The sequence below is a fragment of the uncultured Serinicoccus sp. genome (genome assembly GCF_947487915.1).
Taxonomy (GTDB): domain Bacteria; phylum Actinomycetota; class Actinomycetes; order Actinomycetales; family Dermatophilaceae; genus Ornithinicoccus.
The window spans coordinates 262,047-276,362 of sequence record NZ_CANKYH010000006.1 but is presented as its reverse complement, the minus strand read 5'-3'; the positions used below and the strand labels follow the sequence as shown (position 1 = coordinate 276,362).

The 14,316-nt window shown below is 73.2% G+C and carries 13 protein-coding genes and 1 tRNA gene; 10 read left to right on the top strand and 4 right to left on the bottom strand.

The features are described from left to right. Positions 1 to 81: 81 nt before the first annotated feature. A complete protein-coding gene (locus Q0795_RS09860) occupies positions 82 to 510 on the top strand; it encodes a hypothetical protein (protein WP_298889244.1) in 429 nt (142 codons plus the stop codon). Between the two features lie 101 nt (positions 511 to 611). Here the strand turns inward: Q0795_RS09860 and Q0795_RS09855 are convergent, their stop codons facing one another. Beyond that, the gene (locus Q0795_RS09855) at positions 612 to 1,223 is read right to left on the bottom strand and encodes a DUF4126 domain-containing protein (protein ID WP_298889243.1); all 612 of its coding nucleotides are present in this window, start codon (positions 1,221 to 1,223) and stop codon (positions 612 to 614) included. Positions 1,224 to 1,367: 144 nt separating this feature from the next. Here Q0795_RS09855 and Q0795_RS09850 point away from each other — a divergent pair, with 144 nt between their 5' ends. The 7 genes from Q0795_RS09850 (at position 1,368) to Q0795_RS09820 (ending at position 10,187) form a co-directional block, all read left to right on the top strand. After that, positions 1,368 to 1,850, top strand: a complete 483-nt coding sequence (locus Q0795_RS09850) for a SigE family RNA polymerase sigma factor (protein WP_298889242.1) — start codon at positions 1,368 to 1,370, stop codon at positions 1,848 to 1,850. Continuing rightward, positions 1,843 to 3,249 (top strand): hypothetical protein, encoded by a 1,407-nt coding sequence (locus Q0795_RS09845; RefSeq protein WP_298889241.1) that lies wholly within the window; start codon positions 1,843 to 1,845, stop codon positions 3,247 to 3,249. Before Q0795_RS09850 ends, Q0795_RS09845 begins: the two co-directional genes overlap by 8 nt. 285 nt (positions 3,250 to 3,534) lie before the next feature. Beyond that, a complete protein-coding gene (gene metG, locus Q0795_RS09840; RefSeq protein WP_298889240.1) occupies positions 3,535 to 5,367 on the top strand; it encodes a methionine--tRNA ligase in 1,833 nt (610 codons plus the stop codon). 19 nt (positions 5,368 to 5,386) lie between these two features. Beyond that, positions 5,387 to 6,232, top strand: a complete 846-nt coding sequence (locus Q0795_RS09835) for a TatD family hydrolase (RefSeq protein ID WP_298889239.1) — start codon at positions 5,387 to 5,389, stop codon at positions 6,230 to 6,232. A 49-nt stretch (positions 6,233 to 6,281) separates the two neighbouring features. Next, positions 6,282 to 7,187 carry a 16S rRNA (adenine(1518)-N(6)/adenine(1519)-N(6))-dimethyltransferase RsmA gene (gene rsmA / locus Q0795_RS09830; RefSeq protein WP_298889238.1) on the top strand — a complete coding sequence of 302 codons (906 nt, stop codon included), beginning with the start codon at positions 6,282 to 6,284 and terminating at the stop codon, positions 7,185 to 7,187. A 43-nt stretch (positions 7,188 to 7,230) separates the two neighbouring features. Continuing rightward, on the top strand, positions 7,231 to 8,244 hold the full coding sequence (locus Q0795_RS09825; protein WP_298889237.1) for a 4-(cytidine 5'-diphospho)-2-C-methyl-D-erythritol kinase: 1,014 nt from the start codon (positions 7,231 to 7,233) through the stop codon (positions 8,242 to 8,244). Continuing rightward, positions 8,244 to 10,187: an ABC-F family ATP-binding cassette domain-containing protein gene (locus Q0795_RS09820; RefSeq protein WP_298889236.1), complete on the top strand. Its 1,944-nt coding sequence runs from the start codon at positions 8,244 to 8,246 to the stop codon at positions 10,185 to 10,187. Before Q0795_RS09825 ends, Q0795_RS09820 begins: the two co-directional genes overlap by 1 nt. Positions 10,188 to 10,204: 17 nt before the next feature. Here the strand turns inward: Q0795_RS09820 and Q0795_RS09815 are convergent, their stop codons facing one another. The 3 genes from Q0795_RS09815 to Q0795_RS09805 all read right to left on the bottom strand — a co-directional run bounded on the left by Q0795_RS09815 (position 10,205) and on the right by Q0795_RS09805 (position 11,672). Next, positions 10,205 to 10,708 carry a MarR family transcriptional regulator gene (locus Q0795_RS09815; RefSeq protein ID WP_298889235.1) on the bottom strand — a complete coding sequence of 168 codons (504 nt, stop codon included), beginning with the start codon at positions 10,706 to 10,708 and terminating at the stop codon, positions 10,205 to 10,207. A gap of 142 nt (positions 10,709 to 10,850) precedes the next feature. Further along, positions 10,851 to 10,929: transfer RNA gene (locus tag Q0795_RS09810), tRNA-Gln, on the bottom strand. A 134-nt stretch (positions 10,930 to 11,063) separates the two neighbouring features. Continuing rightward, positions 11,064 to 11,672 (bottom strand): TetR/AcrR family transcriptional regulator, encoded by a 609-nt coding sequence (locus Q0795_RS09805; protein ID WP_298889234.1) that lies wholly within the window; start codon positions 11,670 to 11,672, stop codon positions 11,064 to 11,066. A 92-nt stretch (positions 11,673 to 11,764) separates the two neighbouring features. Here Q0795_RS09805 and glmU point away from each other — a divergent pair, with 92 nt between their 5' ends. Further along, positions 11,765 to 13,282 carry a bifunctional UDP-N-acetylglucosamine diphosphorylase/glucosamine-1-phosphate N-acetyltransferase GlmU gene (glmU, locus tag Q0795_RS09800; RefSeq protein ID WP_298889233.1) on the top strand — a complete coding sequence of 506 codons (1,518 nt, stop codon included), beginning with the start codon at positions 11,765 to 11,767 and terminating at the stop codon, positions 13,280 to 13,282. Further along, positions 13,279 to 14,262 carry a ribose-phosphate diphosphokinase gene (locus tag Q0795_RS09795; protein WP_298889321.1) on the top strand — a complete coding sequence of 328 codons (984 nt, stop codon included), beginning with the start codon at positions 13,279 to 13,281 and terminating at the stop codon, positions 14,260 to 14,262. Before glmU ends, Q0795_RS09795 begins: the two co-directional genes overlap by 4 nt. Positions 14,263 to 14,316: the final 54 nt, after the last annotated feature.

Below are 14,316 nucleotides of genomic sequence, written 5' to 3'. Positions count from 1 at the left end.
CGCTGGAGGGCGGGGCGGGCGCGTGGTTGACTGTGCCCGGCGCCGCACCGTGGTGGCGCACCCCTGACGGAGGACAGGCAGATGACCATCAACTGGCAGGCGATCCTCGGCGGTCTGGTGGGCGGCATCCTCGCCGGTCTCGTCGCGGCCTACGCCACCACGCAGGTGCTGCCCGCCGCGGAGCCCGCCTACGGCGTCGCGGAGATGCTGTGGGCGGCGGTCGTCGCGTGCGTCGGCGGGGTGCTGGGGGTGGCTGCCGGATGGCTGGTCAACGCCCGGCGGGCGCGCGGGCTGGGCGGGATCGCCGCGATCACGAGCCTGCTGGGGTCGGTCATCGGCACGTATGCCTGGGCCCGGGTGGTGAGTGCGCTCGACGAGACCGGGCTCTTCCTCGTGGGGTCGATCCTCATGCTCGGCGGGGGCCTCATCATGCTGGCGGCCGTGTGCGGGCTCACGGCCGCGCTGCTGCGGGTCCAGTCGCCCGCCGGCGAGGCCCCGGCCCGGCCGTAGCGTTCACGTGAACGCCTCAGCCGGTCGGGGTCGGCGTGTCGTCGGCCCAGGCGTTCACCTGAACGCCTCAGCCGGCGCGGCGGCCGTGCGGTCCTCGCCGCTCAGCTGTAGCCGGCGTCGGCCATGAGCTGGTCGCGGTGCGCCTTGCGGCGGCGCTTGCGGCGCCACAGGACGAAGGCGCCCCACAGCAGGAGCAGCAGCAGGAAGATCACCAGCACCGGCAGGAAGATCGCCACCAACGAGAGGGTCAGCGACACGCCGTCCTCGGCGGCGGAGACCACCGGCGTGCCCAGGCCCCCGGTCGTCGTGTTGACGATGGGCCGGCCGACGGCCTTGCCGGTGTGGACGATGCCGGCGGTGATGATGCCGAGGAGCACGCCCACCCACGGGTTGTCCTGCATGAAGCTCGAGCCCTGCTCGAAGTCCTCGGCGGCCGTGCTGGCGGCGAAGATGAGCCCGCCGGTCGCCGGGCGGACGAAGGTGCCGACCGCGTCGTTGACATGGTCGACGATGGCGATTTTGTCCAGCACGACCTCGGACAGCAGGAGCACCGCGGCGATGCCGATGGCCCAGTTGGACTCGATCCAGGCGTACTGGTGCGGGAGGTTGATGACGTCGGTGAACCGTGCGATGAGCGCGACGAGGATGAACGGGATGTAGGCGTTCAGCCCCGCCGCGGCCGACAGGCCGGCACCGGTGAGGGCAGCGAGCACGTCGTGGCCTCCTGACTCGCGCGGCGCCCGGCGGGAGCCGTCGTCACGACCCAGTATGCGCCATGAGCCGGTTCTCGCCCTCGACCCCACGTCCGGGCCACCCGGTCCGTTGAGGGGATGACAGGGTGTCGAGCAGGAGGCGGTATGCGGTCCACGCACGAGCAGGAGTTCGCGGAGTTCTTCGACTCCGCCTCCCCGCGGCTGCTCAGCGCGGCCTGGATGCTCACCGGCGACCCGCACCTGGCCGAGGAGCTGGTGCAGGAGGCGCTGGCGCGCACGTACGCCCGGTGGGGCCGGGTGCGTCGCGGGAACCCTGCGGCATACACCCGGCGCATCGTCGTCAACCTGCACACCGACCGCTGGCGCAAGCGGCGCCGTGAGGTGCTGACCGACGAGGTGCCCGAGCGGGCCACCTCGGACGACCCGATGTCGGTCGACCTGGTCCGGGCTCTGGCGCGGTTGCCGAGGCGTGAGCGCGAGTGCGTCGTCCTGCGCCACTACCTCGACCTCTCCGAGGCCGAGACGGCGCGCACGCTCGGTGTGGGCGTCGGCAGCGTCAAGAAGTATGCGATGAACGGTCGCCGCGCGCTGCGCGAGCTGCTGGAGGGAGTGGAGTCCTATGACTGAGGCCCGCGACGACATCGACGAGGTCGTGGCGCTCCTGGACCGAGCCGCCGGCGGCACCCCGCCCCTGCACGTGTCGCACGACGACGTGGTGCGGCGGGGCAGCACGATCCGTCGTGGTCGTCGGGTCGGAGCGGCCGTGTCGGCGCTCGCCGTGGCGGGGGTGCTGTGGTTCGGCTGGGCGGCCGGGCCGCTCGGCGAGGACCCCACCACCGACCCGGCGGAGGTCACCTGGTCGGAGCTCGACCTGGACGGCCGGCTCTTCGGGCTGTCGGGTGAGGGAAGCTCCACCTGGAGCGCCGAGCTGCGGACGGGGGACGGGGAGCAGCCTCCCGAGCTCGTCGTCTCGCGCGACGGTGAGGTCCTGCCCGAGCCGCTCGAGGCGCAGGACGGGCCGGGAGAGATCCAGGTGTTCCGCACCGACGGGCTGACGGTGGCCGTCTGGCTGCGCACCGGGGACGAACTCGGCCAGGTGGCGTGGGGTGGCCGGTGCAGCCTGTGCGTCGGCGGGGCGAGCGAGGTCGACGGGACGAGCATCGGGTATGCCGCGACCGCGGCGAACGGGTCGAGCGACCCGGCGGAGCTGTACGTGATGACCGAGGGCGCGGTCACCACCCTGGATGGACGCGATGTCCCGTCCCTGGAGCTCGCGGTGGAGGAGCGCCGCTTCACGGTCCTCCTGGACGAGCGGGCGGGCCTGTGGGGTGTCCGGGGGCCCGAGGACGGCGAACGCATCGAGGTCATGCCGGCCCATGGCGGCGCCGGTACGACGAGCGGTGGCGACGGATCCGCACCGTGGGTGGTGTCCTTGGTCCCGCCGGAGGCGGAGGCCGTCCTGGGGGACGGCGGCGTCGAGGGCGCGGCGGCAGAGCTGGCCGGGCACGAGGTCCTGGTCTCGATCGGCGCGGATTCGGTGGTGCCCGAGGTCGACGTCGTCGTGGCCGGGGAACGCCAGCCCATCGCGTCCTACGTCCGTGCGCACGCCACGGAGGTCGGCGTGGGCGAGCCGCCGGTGACCTGGACCTCCACCCCGCAGGGGTTCCTCCGGTTGGACCAGGGGCCGAGCACCGAGGCCCTGTCCGTCGAGGAGGAGCTGTCGGACGGGCGGGCCGTGGTGGTGCCGGTGGCGGGCGGCACCCTCGTCGTGGTCGGCGGCTGGGAGCCCGCGGCGGACGAGGCTTCCGTCCGCATCGGCGACGGCGCGGGAGGTCGCTGGGAGGCGGCCACCTCCGTGCGGGTGCGCGCCCTCGTCGACGGCCGGCCGGTCACCTTCCTCGGCCTTCCCGAGCTGTCGGCGACCGAGCAGGAGCAGGTCGTCGACGTGGGTGTGGTGGACGAGGACTCGCCAGAGCCCGAGCCCCTCGGGCTGGAGGAGGTCCAGGTCGTGCCGCTCGGCGACTGAGGCGGCGGGGCTGAGCAGCCGCGCGACGGCATACCGGGCGGAACCAGGTCACAGGGATCCCAGACGTCACGGGCGCACCGACCTGCGGGGATCTGCACCGATGACGGAGATATAACGGCGGTTTCGGCACTCTTCTCCGCAGTCTGCGCCTGGTGGGGCTCATGGGGCCTGCGTGAACGCCGGCCGTCGGTCGCGTACCGGCCGCCCGGCCGATCGTGTGCCGGGCGCCCCACCTCCGCCGGGAGAGGGAAGGCGCGGGCCGGGGCGCACCTAGACTGGTGACCCATGAGTCATGTCCTGTCCGCGGTCGCCTGGCCGTACGCCAACGGCCCGCGCCACATCGGCCACGTCGCCGGGTTCGGCGTCCCCTCCGACGTCTTCAGCCGCTACATGCGGATGGCCGGCCACGACGTGCTCATGGTGTCCGGCTCCGACGAGCACGGCACGCCGATCCTCGTGCAGGCGGACCGGGCGGGGCAGAGCCCGCAGGAGTTCATCGACACCAACCACGCGCTCATCGCCGCCGACCTCGCGGCCCTGGGGGTCTCCTACGACCTCTACACCCGCACCACCACGGCGAACCACGACGAGGTCGTGCAGCAGATGTTCCTCGCCTGCTGGCGCAACGGCTACCTGCTGGAGCAGACCCAGCAGGTGGCGATCAGCCCGTCGACCGGCCGCACCCTGCCGGACCGCTACATCGAGGGCACCTGCCCCATCTGCGGGTATGCCGAGGCGCGCGGCGACCAGTGCGACAACTGCGGCAACCAGCTCGACCCGGCCGACCTGCAGGACCCGCGCTCGAAGATCAACGGCGAGACGCCGGAGTTCCGCGACACCGAGCACTTCTTCCTCGACCTGCCCGCGCTCGCCGAGGCGCTCGGCGAGTGGCTCGACGGCCGGGAGGCCAGCGGCCTGTGGCGGCCCAACGTCATCCGCTTCTCCCAGAACATCCTCGCCGAGATCCGGCCGCGGCCCATCACCCGCGACATCGACTGGGGCATCACCATCCCGCTCGAGGGCTGGGCGCAGAACCCGACGAAGAAGCTCTACGTCTGGTTCGACGCGGTGATCGGCTACCTCTCGGCCTCGGTCGAGTGGGCGCGGCGGCTGCCCGGTGAGCAGGGGGAGCGCTGGCGCGAGTGGTGGAACGGCGACGACGCGCTGACCTACTACTTCATGGGCAAGGACAACATCACCTTCCACTCCCAGATCTGGCCCGCCGAGCTGCTGGCGCACAACGGCCGGGGCAGCAAGGGCGGGGAGGTCGGGCCGTTCGGAGAGCTCGCCCTGCCGACCGAGGTGGTCTCCAGCGAGTTCCTCACCATGGAGGGCAAGCAGTTCTCCACCTCGCGGGGCGTCGTCATCTACGTGCGGGACGTGCTGGAGCGCTACCAGCCGGACGCCCTGCGCTACTTCCTCTCCGCCGCCGCGCCGGAGACGGCCGACTCCGACTTCTCCTGGCCGGAGTTCGTCAAGCGCACCAACACCGAGCTCGTCGCCGGCTGGGGCAACCTCGTCAACCGGACCGCCTCGATGATCGCCAAGAACTTCGGTGAGATCCCGCGGCCCGGCGAGCTCGAGGACGTCGACCGGGCGCTGCTGGAGCAGGTGGCGGCCGGCTTCGACACCGTCGGTCGGCTCATCGCGACGCACAAGCAGAAGGCCGCGCTCGCCGAGGCGATGCGCCTGGTCGGCGAGGCCAACGCCTACGTCTCCACCACCGAGCCGTTCAAGCTCAAGGGCGAGGACCAGCGGGAGCGCCTGGCGACCGTGCTGCATACCTTGGCGCAGGCGGTGGTCGACCTCAACACCCTCCTCTCGCCCTACCTGCCGCACTCCTCGACCGCGGTGCACCAGGCGCTCGGCGGCGAGGGCGACTTCCAGCCGATGCCCCGCCTGGAGACCGTCGCCGACCTCGACGACCCGGGGCGGCCGGACTACCCGGTCATCACCGGCGACTACTCCGCGGCGCCGCGGTGGGAGCACCGCCCGGTCGCGGTCGGTGCGCCGGTCGCCAAGCCCTCGCCGATCTTCACCAAGCTCGACCCCTCGGTGGTCGAGGAGGAGCGCGCGCGCCTCGGGCTGGTGGAGGACACGACGGGTGCCGCGGTATGACGTCGCTCACCACCGCCCGATGAGCGGCGACCGCGAGGCCGGGCGGCCGCCGGCTCCGGACCCGTTGCCGATCCCCGTGGTGGACAACCACTGCCACCTCGACATCTCCCGGGACGACGCCGCCGTGCAGCCGCTCGAGGAGGTCGTGGACCAGGCCCGCGCGGTCGGGGTGGACCGGCTGGTGCAGATCGGCAGCGACCTCGCCGCCGCCCGGTGGACGGCGCAGGTCGCGGTCGGCCACCCCGCCGTGCTGGGCGGGGTGGCGATCCACCCCAACGAGGCGCCGGGCCACGAGGCCGCCGGAGACCTCGACGACGTCATCGACGAGATCGGCGAGCTCGCGCGGCACTCGCGCGTGCGGGTGATCGGCGAGAGCGGGCTGGACTACTTCCGCACCGGTCCCGAGGGCCTGGCGGCGCAGCACCACGCCTTCCGCCGGCACATCGCGCTGGCCAAGGAGCACGGGCTGGCCCTGCAGATCCACGACCGCGACGCCCACGACGACGTGCTGCGGATCCTCGCCGAGGAGGGCGCACCGGAGAAGACCGTGCTGCACTGCTTCTCCGGGGACATGGAGATGGCACGGGAGTGCGTGCGGCGCGGCTACTACCTCTCCTTCGCCGGCACGGTGACCTTCAAGAACGCGCAAGGCCTGCGCAACGCGCTGGCGGTGACCCCGCTGGAGCACCTGCTCGTGGAGACCGACGCGCCCTACCTCACGCCGACGCCGCACCGGGGGCGGGCCAACGCTCCCTACCTCGTCCCGCTGACGGTCCGCGCCATGGCCGCCACGCTCAACACCTCGGTGCCGCAGCTGTGCGAGGCCCTCTCGGCCACCAGCGAGGCCGTCTACGGGCCCTGGTGAGCCTCGACCCGTCCCCTCCGCGGAGTGGGCGCGTGCGAGGATGCCGCTCGTGAGTGCGGACCCCGACGTCGAACCGACCGACCCGCCGGGAGCAGCGCTCCTCGGGCCGGCGCAGGTCCGGGAGCTCGCCGACCGGCTGGGCATCCGGCCGACCAAGCACTGGGGGCAGAACTTCGTCATCGACAAGGGCACCGTGCGCCGCATCGTGCGCGCCGCCGGGGTCGGGCCGGAGGACGTGGTGCTCGAGGTGGGCCCCGGCCTGGGCTCGCTCACCCTGGCCCTGCTGCCGCAGGTCCGGCACGTCACGGCCCTCGAGATCGACCCGGCGCTCGCCACCCAGCTGCCGCGGACGGTGACCGACCTCGCCCCGGACCTCGCCGGCCGGCTGACGGTGCGGCATACCGACGCGCTGCGGGTCACCGAGCTGCCCGACCCGCAGCCGACCGCCCTGGTCGCCAACCTGCCCTACAACGTCGCCGTGCCCGTCGTCCTGCACCTGCTCGCCACCGTCCCCACGCTGCGCACCGTCCTCGTCATGGTCCAGCTCGAGGTCGCCGAGCGGCTCGCCGCGCGCCCGGGTGGCAAGGTCTACGGCGTGCCCAGCGTCAAGGCCGCGTGGTATGCCGACGTCACCGGTGCCGGACGCATCGGCCGGCACGTCTTCTGGCCGGCGCCCAACGTCGACTCCGGGCTCGTGCGCATGGTCCGGCGCGAGCCCCCCGCCTCCGTCGCGACCCGCGAGCAGGTCTTCGCGGTCATCGACGCCGCCTTCGCCCAGCGCCGCAAGACGCTGCGGGCGGCGCTCGCCGGGTGGGCGGGTTCCCCGGCGCAGGCCGAGGCACACCTCATCTCGGCCGGGGTCGACCCCCGGGCCCGCGGCGAGGTGCTGACCGTGGAGGACTTCACCCGCATCGCCGACGCCGCCGCAGGTCAGGACCCTGGGTCGGCGGGCTGACGCCCGCGGCGCCGCCCGGGGAGCGACACCATAGGGTGAGGTCATGACCACGGGCACCCAGGCGCACTCCGTCACCGTCCGGGTGCCCGGCAAGATCAACCTCGGGCTCTCGGTCGGGCCGCTGCGTGAGGACGGCTACCACGAGCTCTCGACGATCTACCACGCCGTGAGCCTCTACGACACCGTGACCGTGCAGCCCGCCGAGCGCTGGTCGGTGCACGTCACCGGACCCTGGGGCGAGCGGGTGCCGACCGACGAGAGCAACCTGGCCCTGGTCGCGGCCAAGACGCTGGCCAAGCGCCGGGGCCGCCGGGCCAAGGTCGACCCGGTGCGCATCGACATCGACAAGCACATCCCGGTGGCCGGGGGCATGGCGGGCGGCAGCGCGGATGCCGCGGCGGCCCTCGTCGCCTGCCGGGAGCTGTGGGGACTGGACCACTTCGAGAACGACCTGCTCGAGCTCGTCGCCGCCAGCCTGGGCTCGGACATCCCGTTCCTGCTGCACGGCGGTACCGCGATCGGCAGCGGCCGCGGGGAGCAGATCACCCCCGTGCTCGCCCGCGGCGAGCTGCACTGGGTGCTCTGGGCGGGGGAGGGGCTCTCGCTGTCCACCCCCGAGGTGTATGCCGAGTGCGACCGCCTCCGCGCCGAGGCCGGGGTCGAGGCGCCGGCGCCGGAGCCGTCCGGCGCGCTCATGACCGCGCTGCGCCGCATGGACACCGACGAGGTCGCCGACGCGCTGCGCAACGACCTCCAGGAGGCGGCCGTCTCGCTGCAGCCGGCGCTGGCCGAGGCGCTGGCCACCGGGCTGGACCTGGGCGCCCGCGGCGCGCTGGTCTCCGGCTCCGGACCGACGGTCGCCTTCCTCGTCGGCTCCCAGACCGAGGCCATCGACCTGTCGGTGGGGCTGGCCGCCAACGGGCCCACCGGCGACATCGTGCGTGCCGTCGGCCCGGTGCCCGGGGCCCAGATCGTCCACCACCGCCCCGGGCCCGAGCCGACCCGCCCGCGCAGCGACCCCGACCGCCCCGGGCCGCTGGGCCCGGTGGTCGGCTGATGGCGCCGGCCCGCGCCAGCCTCGTCACCCTCGACCGCGCGCACCTGCTCGCCGGCACCCAGGTGCTGCTGGACCAGGTGTCCGTCGGGGTGCTCGACGGTGACCGGATCGGCGTGGTCGGCCGCAACGGAGGGGGCAAGACCTCGCTGCTGTCGGTCCTCACCGGGCGGCGCTCCCTCGACGCCGGTCGGGTCATCCGGACCGGGGACGTCACCGTCGGCATGCTCAGCCAGACCGACGTGCTCGCCCCGGAGGCCACCGTGCGCGAGGTCGTGCTGGGCGACCTGGACGAGCACGAGTGGGCGGGGGACGCCCGGGTGCGGGAGGTGCTCGAGGGGCTGCTCGGCGGCACCGACGCGCCGGCCGTCGGCGGGTGGGACGCCGTCGTCGGGCCGCTCTCGGGCGGCGAGCGGCGCCGCCTCGCCCTGGCCTCGCTGCTCGTCGCCGACCCGGACCTGCTCGTCCTCGACGAGCCCACCAACCACCTGGACGTCGAGGGGGTCGCGTGGCTCGCGGCATACCTCTCGGGCCGCAGGCCGCAGCCCGGCAACGCGCTGGTCGTCGTCACCCACGACCGGTGGTTCCTCGACGCCGTGTCCACCCTGACCTGGGAGGTGTCCGACGGCGAGGTCCACGTCTACGAGGGCGGCTACGCGGCCTACGTGCTCGCCAAGGTCGAGCGGCAGCGCATCGCGCGGGTGACCGAGGAGCGCCGCGCCAACCTCGCCCGCAAGGAGCTGGCCTGGCTGCGGCGGGGGGCGCCGGCGCGGACGAGCAAGCCGAAGTTCCGCATCGACGCCGCGACCGAGCTCATCGAGGGCGAGCCGCCGCCACGGGACAGCGTCGAGCTCGTCCGCTTCGCCACGACGAGGCTCGGCAAGGACGTCCTCGACCTGCTGGGTGCCACGATCCGGGTGGGCGAGCGAGACCTGCTGACCGAGGTGACCTGGCGGATCGGCCCCGGCGACCGGTTCGGGGTGGTCGGCGTCAACGGGGCCGGCAAGTCGACGCTGCTGCGCGTGCTGCAGGGGGAGCACCCGCTCGTCGCCGGCAAGCTCAAGACCGGCAAGACCGTGCGCATGGCCTGCCTCACGCAGGAGCTGCGCGAGCTGGACCGGGTGGCCGGGTGGAGCGTCATTGACGCCATCACCGAGGTGCGCTCGTTCACCGTCATCGGCGGCAAGGAGGTCTCGGCGAGCTCGCTGGCCAAGCGGCTCGGCTTCTCCGGCGGGCGCCAGCAGTCGCGGGTCGGCGACCTGTCCGGCGGGGAGCGGCGGCGGCTGCAGTTCGTCCGGCTGCTCATGGACGAGCCCAACGTCCTGCTGCTCGACGAGCCGACCAACGACCTCGACATCGACACGCTCACCGCGATGGAGGACGTGCTCGACGGCTGGGCCGGGACGCTGCTCGTCGTCTCGCACGACCGCTACCTGCTGGAGCGCATGACCGACCGGCAGGTGGCGCTGCTCGGCGACGGCTCGCTGCGGGACCTGCCCGGTGGGGTGGAGGAGTACCTCCGGCTGCGCCGCGAGCGCTCCCGGGGCGCCGTGCGGGGCGCCGGCGGGCGAGGTGGTGGTGTCGCGGGTATGCCGTCCGGCGGCTCCGCCGGCGCGGCTCGCGGGCGCGGTGGTTCCGCGGGGGGCGCTGCGGGAGGTGGCGCGAACGGTGCCGCCGGGGCGGTCACGGGTGCCGGAGCCACGGGCGCCGGGGCGTCGGCATACTCGCCGGCGCAGGTCCGGGAGGCGCGCAAGACGTTGGCGCGGGTCGAGAAGGCGCTCGACCGGCTGCACACGCAGCAGTCGCGGCTGCACGAGCAGATGGCCGCCGCGGCCACGGACCCGCAGGAGCTGGGCCGGCTGAGCGCGCAGGACGCCGACCTCGTCGCCCAGGAGGAGGCGCTGGAGCTCGAGTGGCTCGAGGCGTCGGAGGCTGCCGAGGGCTGAGCGGGCGCGCCGGGTGGTCAGCTCCCGTCGAAACCGGTGAGCAGACCCTTGAGGAGCTGGGCCAGCTCGGTCTGGCGCTGCGGTGGCAGGCCGTGGAGCAGCTGGCGCTCGTCGGCGACCAGGTCGGCCAGCGCGGCGTCCACGACGTCGCGACCGGTCGCCGTCAGCCGCACCAGCGTGGACCGGTGGTCGGCCTCGGAGGCGGCCCGCTCGACCAGCGAGCGCTCGACCAGCCGGCTGATCCGGTTGGTCATGGTGCCGCTCGTGACCAGGGTCTGCCGGACCAGCTGCGTCGGCGTCAGCTCGTAGGGGTCACCGGCACGGCGCAGGGCCGACAGGACGTCGAACTCCCAGGACTCCAGACCGTGCGCCTCGAAGACCGCCCGGCGCGCCAGGTCGAGGTGGCGCGCGAGCCGGGAGACCCGGGAGAGCACCTCGAGCGGGCTGACGTCCAGGTCGGGACGCTCCCGGCCCCAGGCGGCGACGATGCGGTCGACCTCGTCGTCCGGCGCCTGGCTCATGGGGACCACAGTAGGCGACTGCCCGGGCCGCCGGCCCGGCGCAGGACAACCATCTGCGGCGCTCGGTGGGAGGGAGGGCAACCATCCGCGGCGCTCGGTGGGAGGGAGGGCAACCATCCGCGGCGCTCGGTGGGAAGGAGGGCTCCCCGGGTAGGAATCGAACCTACGTCGCTAATCCTGATTCAAAGTCAGGCGGCCCCTACCAGCAGAGCAACCGGGGAAAGCACCGGCCAGCCTAACGGTTCGCGCCCCGGCCCCTGCCCGGCTGCCCGGGGCGCCGGGACCAGCACGGCCCGGCTGCCCGGGGCGCCGGGACCAGCACCTGACCCGGCTGCTCGGAGCGTCGGGGGGGGGCTCAGTTCTTGACCCGGCTGCGCAGGGTCGGGCGGGCCTCCATACCGGCCAGGCCGTTCCACGCCAGGTTGACCAGGTGCGCGGCGACGTCCTCCTTCTTCATCCGGCGCGAGTCCAGCCACCAGCCGCCGGGGATCGCGACCATCCCGACGAGCATCTGCGCGTAGAGCGGCGCGGTCTTGGGGTCCAGCCGGCGCCGCTTGAACTCGGCCGCGAGGATGTGCTCGACCTGGGTCGCGATGTCGCTGATGAGCGAGGCGAAGGACCCGGTCGACTGGCCGGGCGGGCTGTCCCGCACGAGGATCCGGAAGCCGTCGGTGGAGGTCTCGATGTAGTCGAGCAGCGCCATCGCTGCCGCCTCCAGCAGCGCCCGGGCGTTGCCCTCGTGCTCGGTGAGCGCGTCGGTGATCTGCCCGAGCAGGGCCTGGATCTCGCGGTCGACGACGACGGCGTACAGCCCCTCCTTGCCGCCGAAGTGCTCGTAGATCACCGGCTTGGACACGTCCGCGGCCTCGGAGATCTGCTCCACGCTGGTGCCCTCGAAGCCCCGCTCGGCGAACAGGGCGCGCCCCACCTCGATGAGCTGCTGGCGCCGCTGGGGCCCGGTCATGCGATGTCGGGAGGTCTTCGCGCTGGGGGTCACGCCCCCATCATGCCAAGCGCCGCGTCCGGGGCCGCGGGCGCAGAGGTACAGTCGGTGCCGTGACGACCCACCACCCCGCTGCCGTCATCATCCTCGCCGCCGGCCAGGGCACCCGCATGAAGAGCTCGATCCCCAAGGTGCTGCACCGGATCGGGGGTCGCTCGCTCGTCGGTCACGCGATGTATGCCGCCCGCCGGGCCCGGCCGCAGCACCTCGCCGTGGTCGTGCGGCACGAGCGGGAGCGGGTCGCCTCGCACGTCGCCGAGCTGGACGGCGACGCGGTGGTCGCCGACCAGGACGAGGTGCCCGGCACGGGGCGGGCCTGCGAGTGCGGCCTGGACGCCCTGCCCGCCGACCTCACCGGCACCGTCCTGGTGACCATGGGCGACGTGCCGCTGCTGTCCGGCGAGACGCTGCTCGAGCTGACCCGGGTGCACGAGGAGCGCGGCTCGGCGGTCACCCTGCTCTCGGCGGTCGTCGACGACGCCGGCACCTACGGCCGCGTGGTCCGCGACGCCGACGGCGAGCTCGCCGAGATCATGGAGTTCAAGGACGCCCGGAGGCGGCGCGAGGAGGGTGACCCCGACTACGCGCACGTCGTGGACATCCGGGAGTTCAACTCCGGCATCTACGCCTTCGACGTCGAGGTCCTGCGCCGCGCCCTGGCCCAGGTCGGCCAGGCCAACGAGCAGGGGGAGAAGTACCTCACCGACGTCATCCGCATCGCCCGTGAGGAGGGCCGCACCGTCGTCGCGCACCCGTTGGCGGACCTCATGCAGACCGAGGGCGTCAACGACAAGGTGCAGCTCGCGGCGCTCGGCAAGGAGCTCAACCGGCGCGTGGTCACCCGGCACATGCGCGACGGGGTGATCGTCGTGGACCCGGACACGACCTGGATCGACGCCGACGTCACCATCGGGCAGGACACCGTCATCCGCCCGGGCAGCCAGCTGCTGGGGGCCACCACGGTGGGCGCCGAGGCTACCGTCGGTCCGGACACGACGCTGACCGACTGCGAGGTGGGGGACGGGGCCAGCGTCGTCCGCACCCAGGCCGAGCACGCGCTCGTCGGCCCGCGCGCCACGGTCGGTCCGTTCTCCTACCTCCGTCCCGGCACGGTGCTGGGCGAGGGCGGCAAGATCGGCGGCTTCGTCGAGACCAAGAACGCCGACATCGGCCCCGGCGCCAAGGTCCCGCACCTGACCTACTGCGGGGACGCCACGATCGGCGAGGGCGCCAACATCGGGGCCGGCACGATCTTCGCCAACTACGACGGGGTGGCCAAGCACCACACCACCGTCGGCCGGCACAGCTTCGTCGGGTCCGACTCGGTGCTGGTGGCGCCGGTCGTGATCGGCGACGGGGCCTACGTCGCGGCCGGCTCCACGATCGAGGGCCGGGTCGACCCCGGGCAGATCGCGGTCGCCCGCTCGCGACAGCGCAACGTCGACGGCTGGGTCGCCCGTCGCCGGGCCGGCACCGCGACCGCCGCCGCCGCCGAGGCTGCGGGGGCGGACGGCATACCCCCGCAGGACCGCGACGACACCCACCCCGAGCAGAGCGCGCAGGAGAGCTGATGGGCATCCACAAGACGACCGAGAAGAACCTCATGGTCTTCTCCGGGCGGGCGCACCCGGACCTCTCGGAGGAGGTGGCCGACGAGCTCGAGACGCACCTGGTCCCGATGCAGTCCTACACCTTCGCCAACAGCGAGATCTACGTCCGCTTCGACGAGTCGGTGCGCGGCTGCGACGCCTTCGTCATCCAGAGCCACACGGCGCCGGTCAACGAGTGGATCATGGAGCACCTCATCATGGTCGACGCGCTCAAGCGCGGCTCGGCCAAGCGGATCACCGTCGTGCTGCCCTTCTACGGCTACGCCCGCCAGGACAAGAAGCACCGGGGCCGCGAGCCCATCTCCGCCCGGCTGATCGCCGACATGTTCAAGACCGCCGGCGCCGACCGGCTCCTGACCGTGGACCTGCACACGGCCCAGATCCAGGGTTTCTTCGACGGCCCGGTGGACCACCTCATGGCGACGCCGATCCTGTCCAAGCACGTCCGGGAGAAGTACGGCGACCGCAAGCTCGCCGTGGTCTCGCCGGACGCCGGCCGGATCAAGGTCGCCGAGTGGTGGAGCAACAAGCTCGGCGGGGTCCCGCTGGCGTTCATCCACAAGACCCGCGACGTGGAGCGGCCCAACCAGTCGGTGGCCAACCGCGTCGTCGGTGAGGTGCAGGGGCGCACGTGCATCCTCGTCGACGACATGATCGACTCCGGGGGCACCATCTGCCAGGCCGCCGAGGCGCTCATGAAGGACGGCGCCAAGGAGGTCGTCATCGCCGCGACCCACGCCATCTTCTCCGACCCGGCCATCGAGCGGCTGACCAACTCGGTCGCCACCGAGGTCGTCGTCACCAACACGCTGCCGCTGTCCGAGGAGGCCCTGGCCATGGACAAGCTCACCCAGCTGTCCATCGCGCCACTGCTGAGCCGGGCCATCCGCGAGGTCTTCGAGGACGGCTCGGTGACCTCGATGTTCGAGGGCCGCGCCTGACCGGCCGTTCTGGACGTCGCTTCCTGGTGCCCGTCCCCCAGAAGGCGATGTCCA

Excerpts from the sequence above, each read along its gene's own strand:
- Q0795_RS09805 (WP_298889234.1), bottom strand. The coding sequence starts at position 11,672 with ATGACCGGGCCCCAGCGGCGCCAGCAGCTCATCGAGGTGGGGCGCGCC.
- Q0795_RS09825 (WP_298889237.1), top strand. The coding sequence starts at position 7,231 with ATGACCACGGGCACCCAGGCGCACTCCGTCACCGTCCGGGTGCCCGGC.
- Q0795_RS09820 (WP_298889236.1), top strand. The coding sequence starts at position 8,244 with ATGGCGCCGGCCCGCGCCAGCCTCGTCACCCTCGACCGCGCGCACCTG.
- Q0795_RS09860 (WP_298889244.1), top strand. The coding sequence starts at position 82 with ATGACCATCAACTGGCAGGCGATCCTCGGCGGTCTGGTGGGCGGCATC.
- Q0795_RS09845 (WP_298889241.1), top strand. The coding sequence starts at position 1,843 with ATGACTGAGGCCCGCGACGACATCGACGAGGTCGTGGCGCTCCTGGAC.
- Q0795_RS09850 (WP_298889242.1), top strand. The coding sequence starts at position 1,368 with ATGCGGTCCACGCACGAGCAGGAGTTCGCGGAGTTCTTCGACTCCGCC.
- metG (WP_298889240.1), top strand. The coding sequence starts at position 3,535 with ATGAGTCATGTCCTGTCCGCGGTCGCCTGGCCGTACGCCAACGGCCCG.
- Q0795_RS09815 (WP_298889235.1), bottom strand. The coding sequence starts at position 10,708 with ATGAGCCAGGCGCCGGACGACGAGGTCGACCGCATCGTCGCCGCCTGG.
- Q0795_RS09835 (WP_298889239.1), top strand. The coding sequence starts at position 5,387 with ATGAGCGGCGACCGCGAGGCCGGGCGGCCGCCGGCTCCGGACCCGTTG.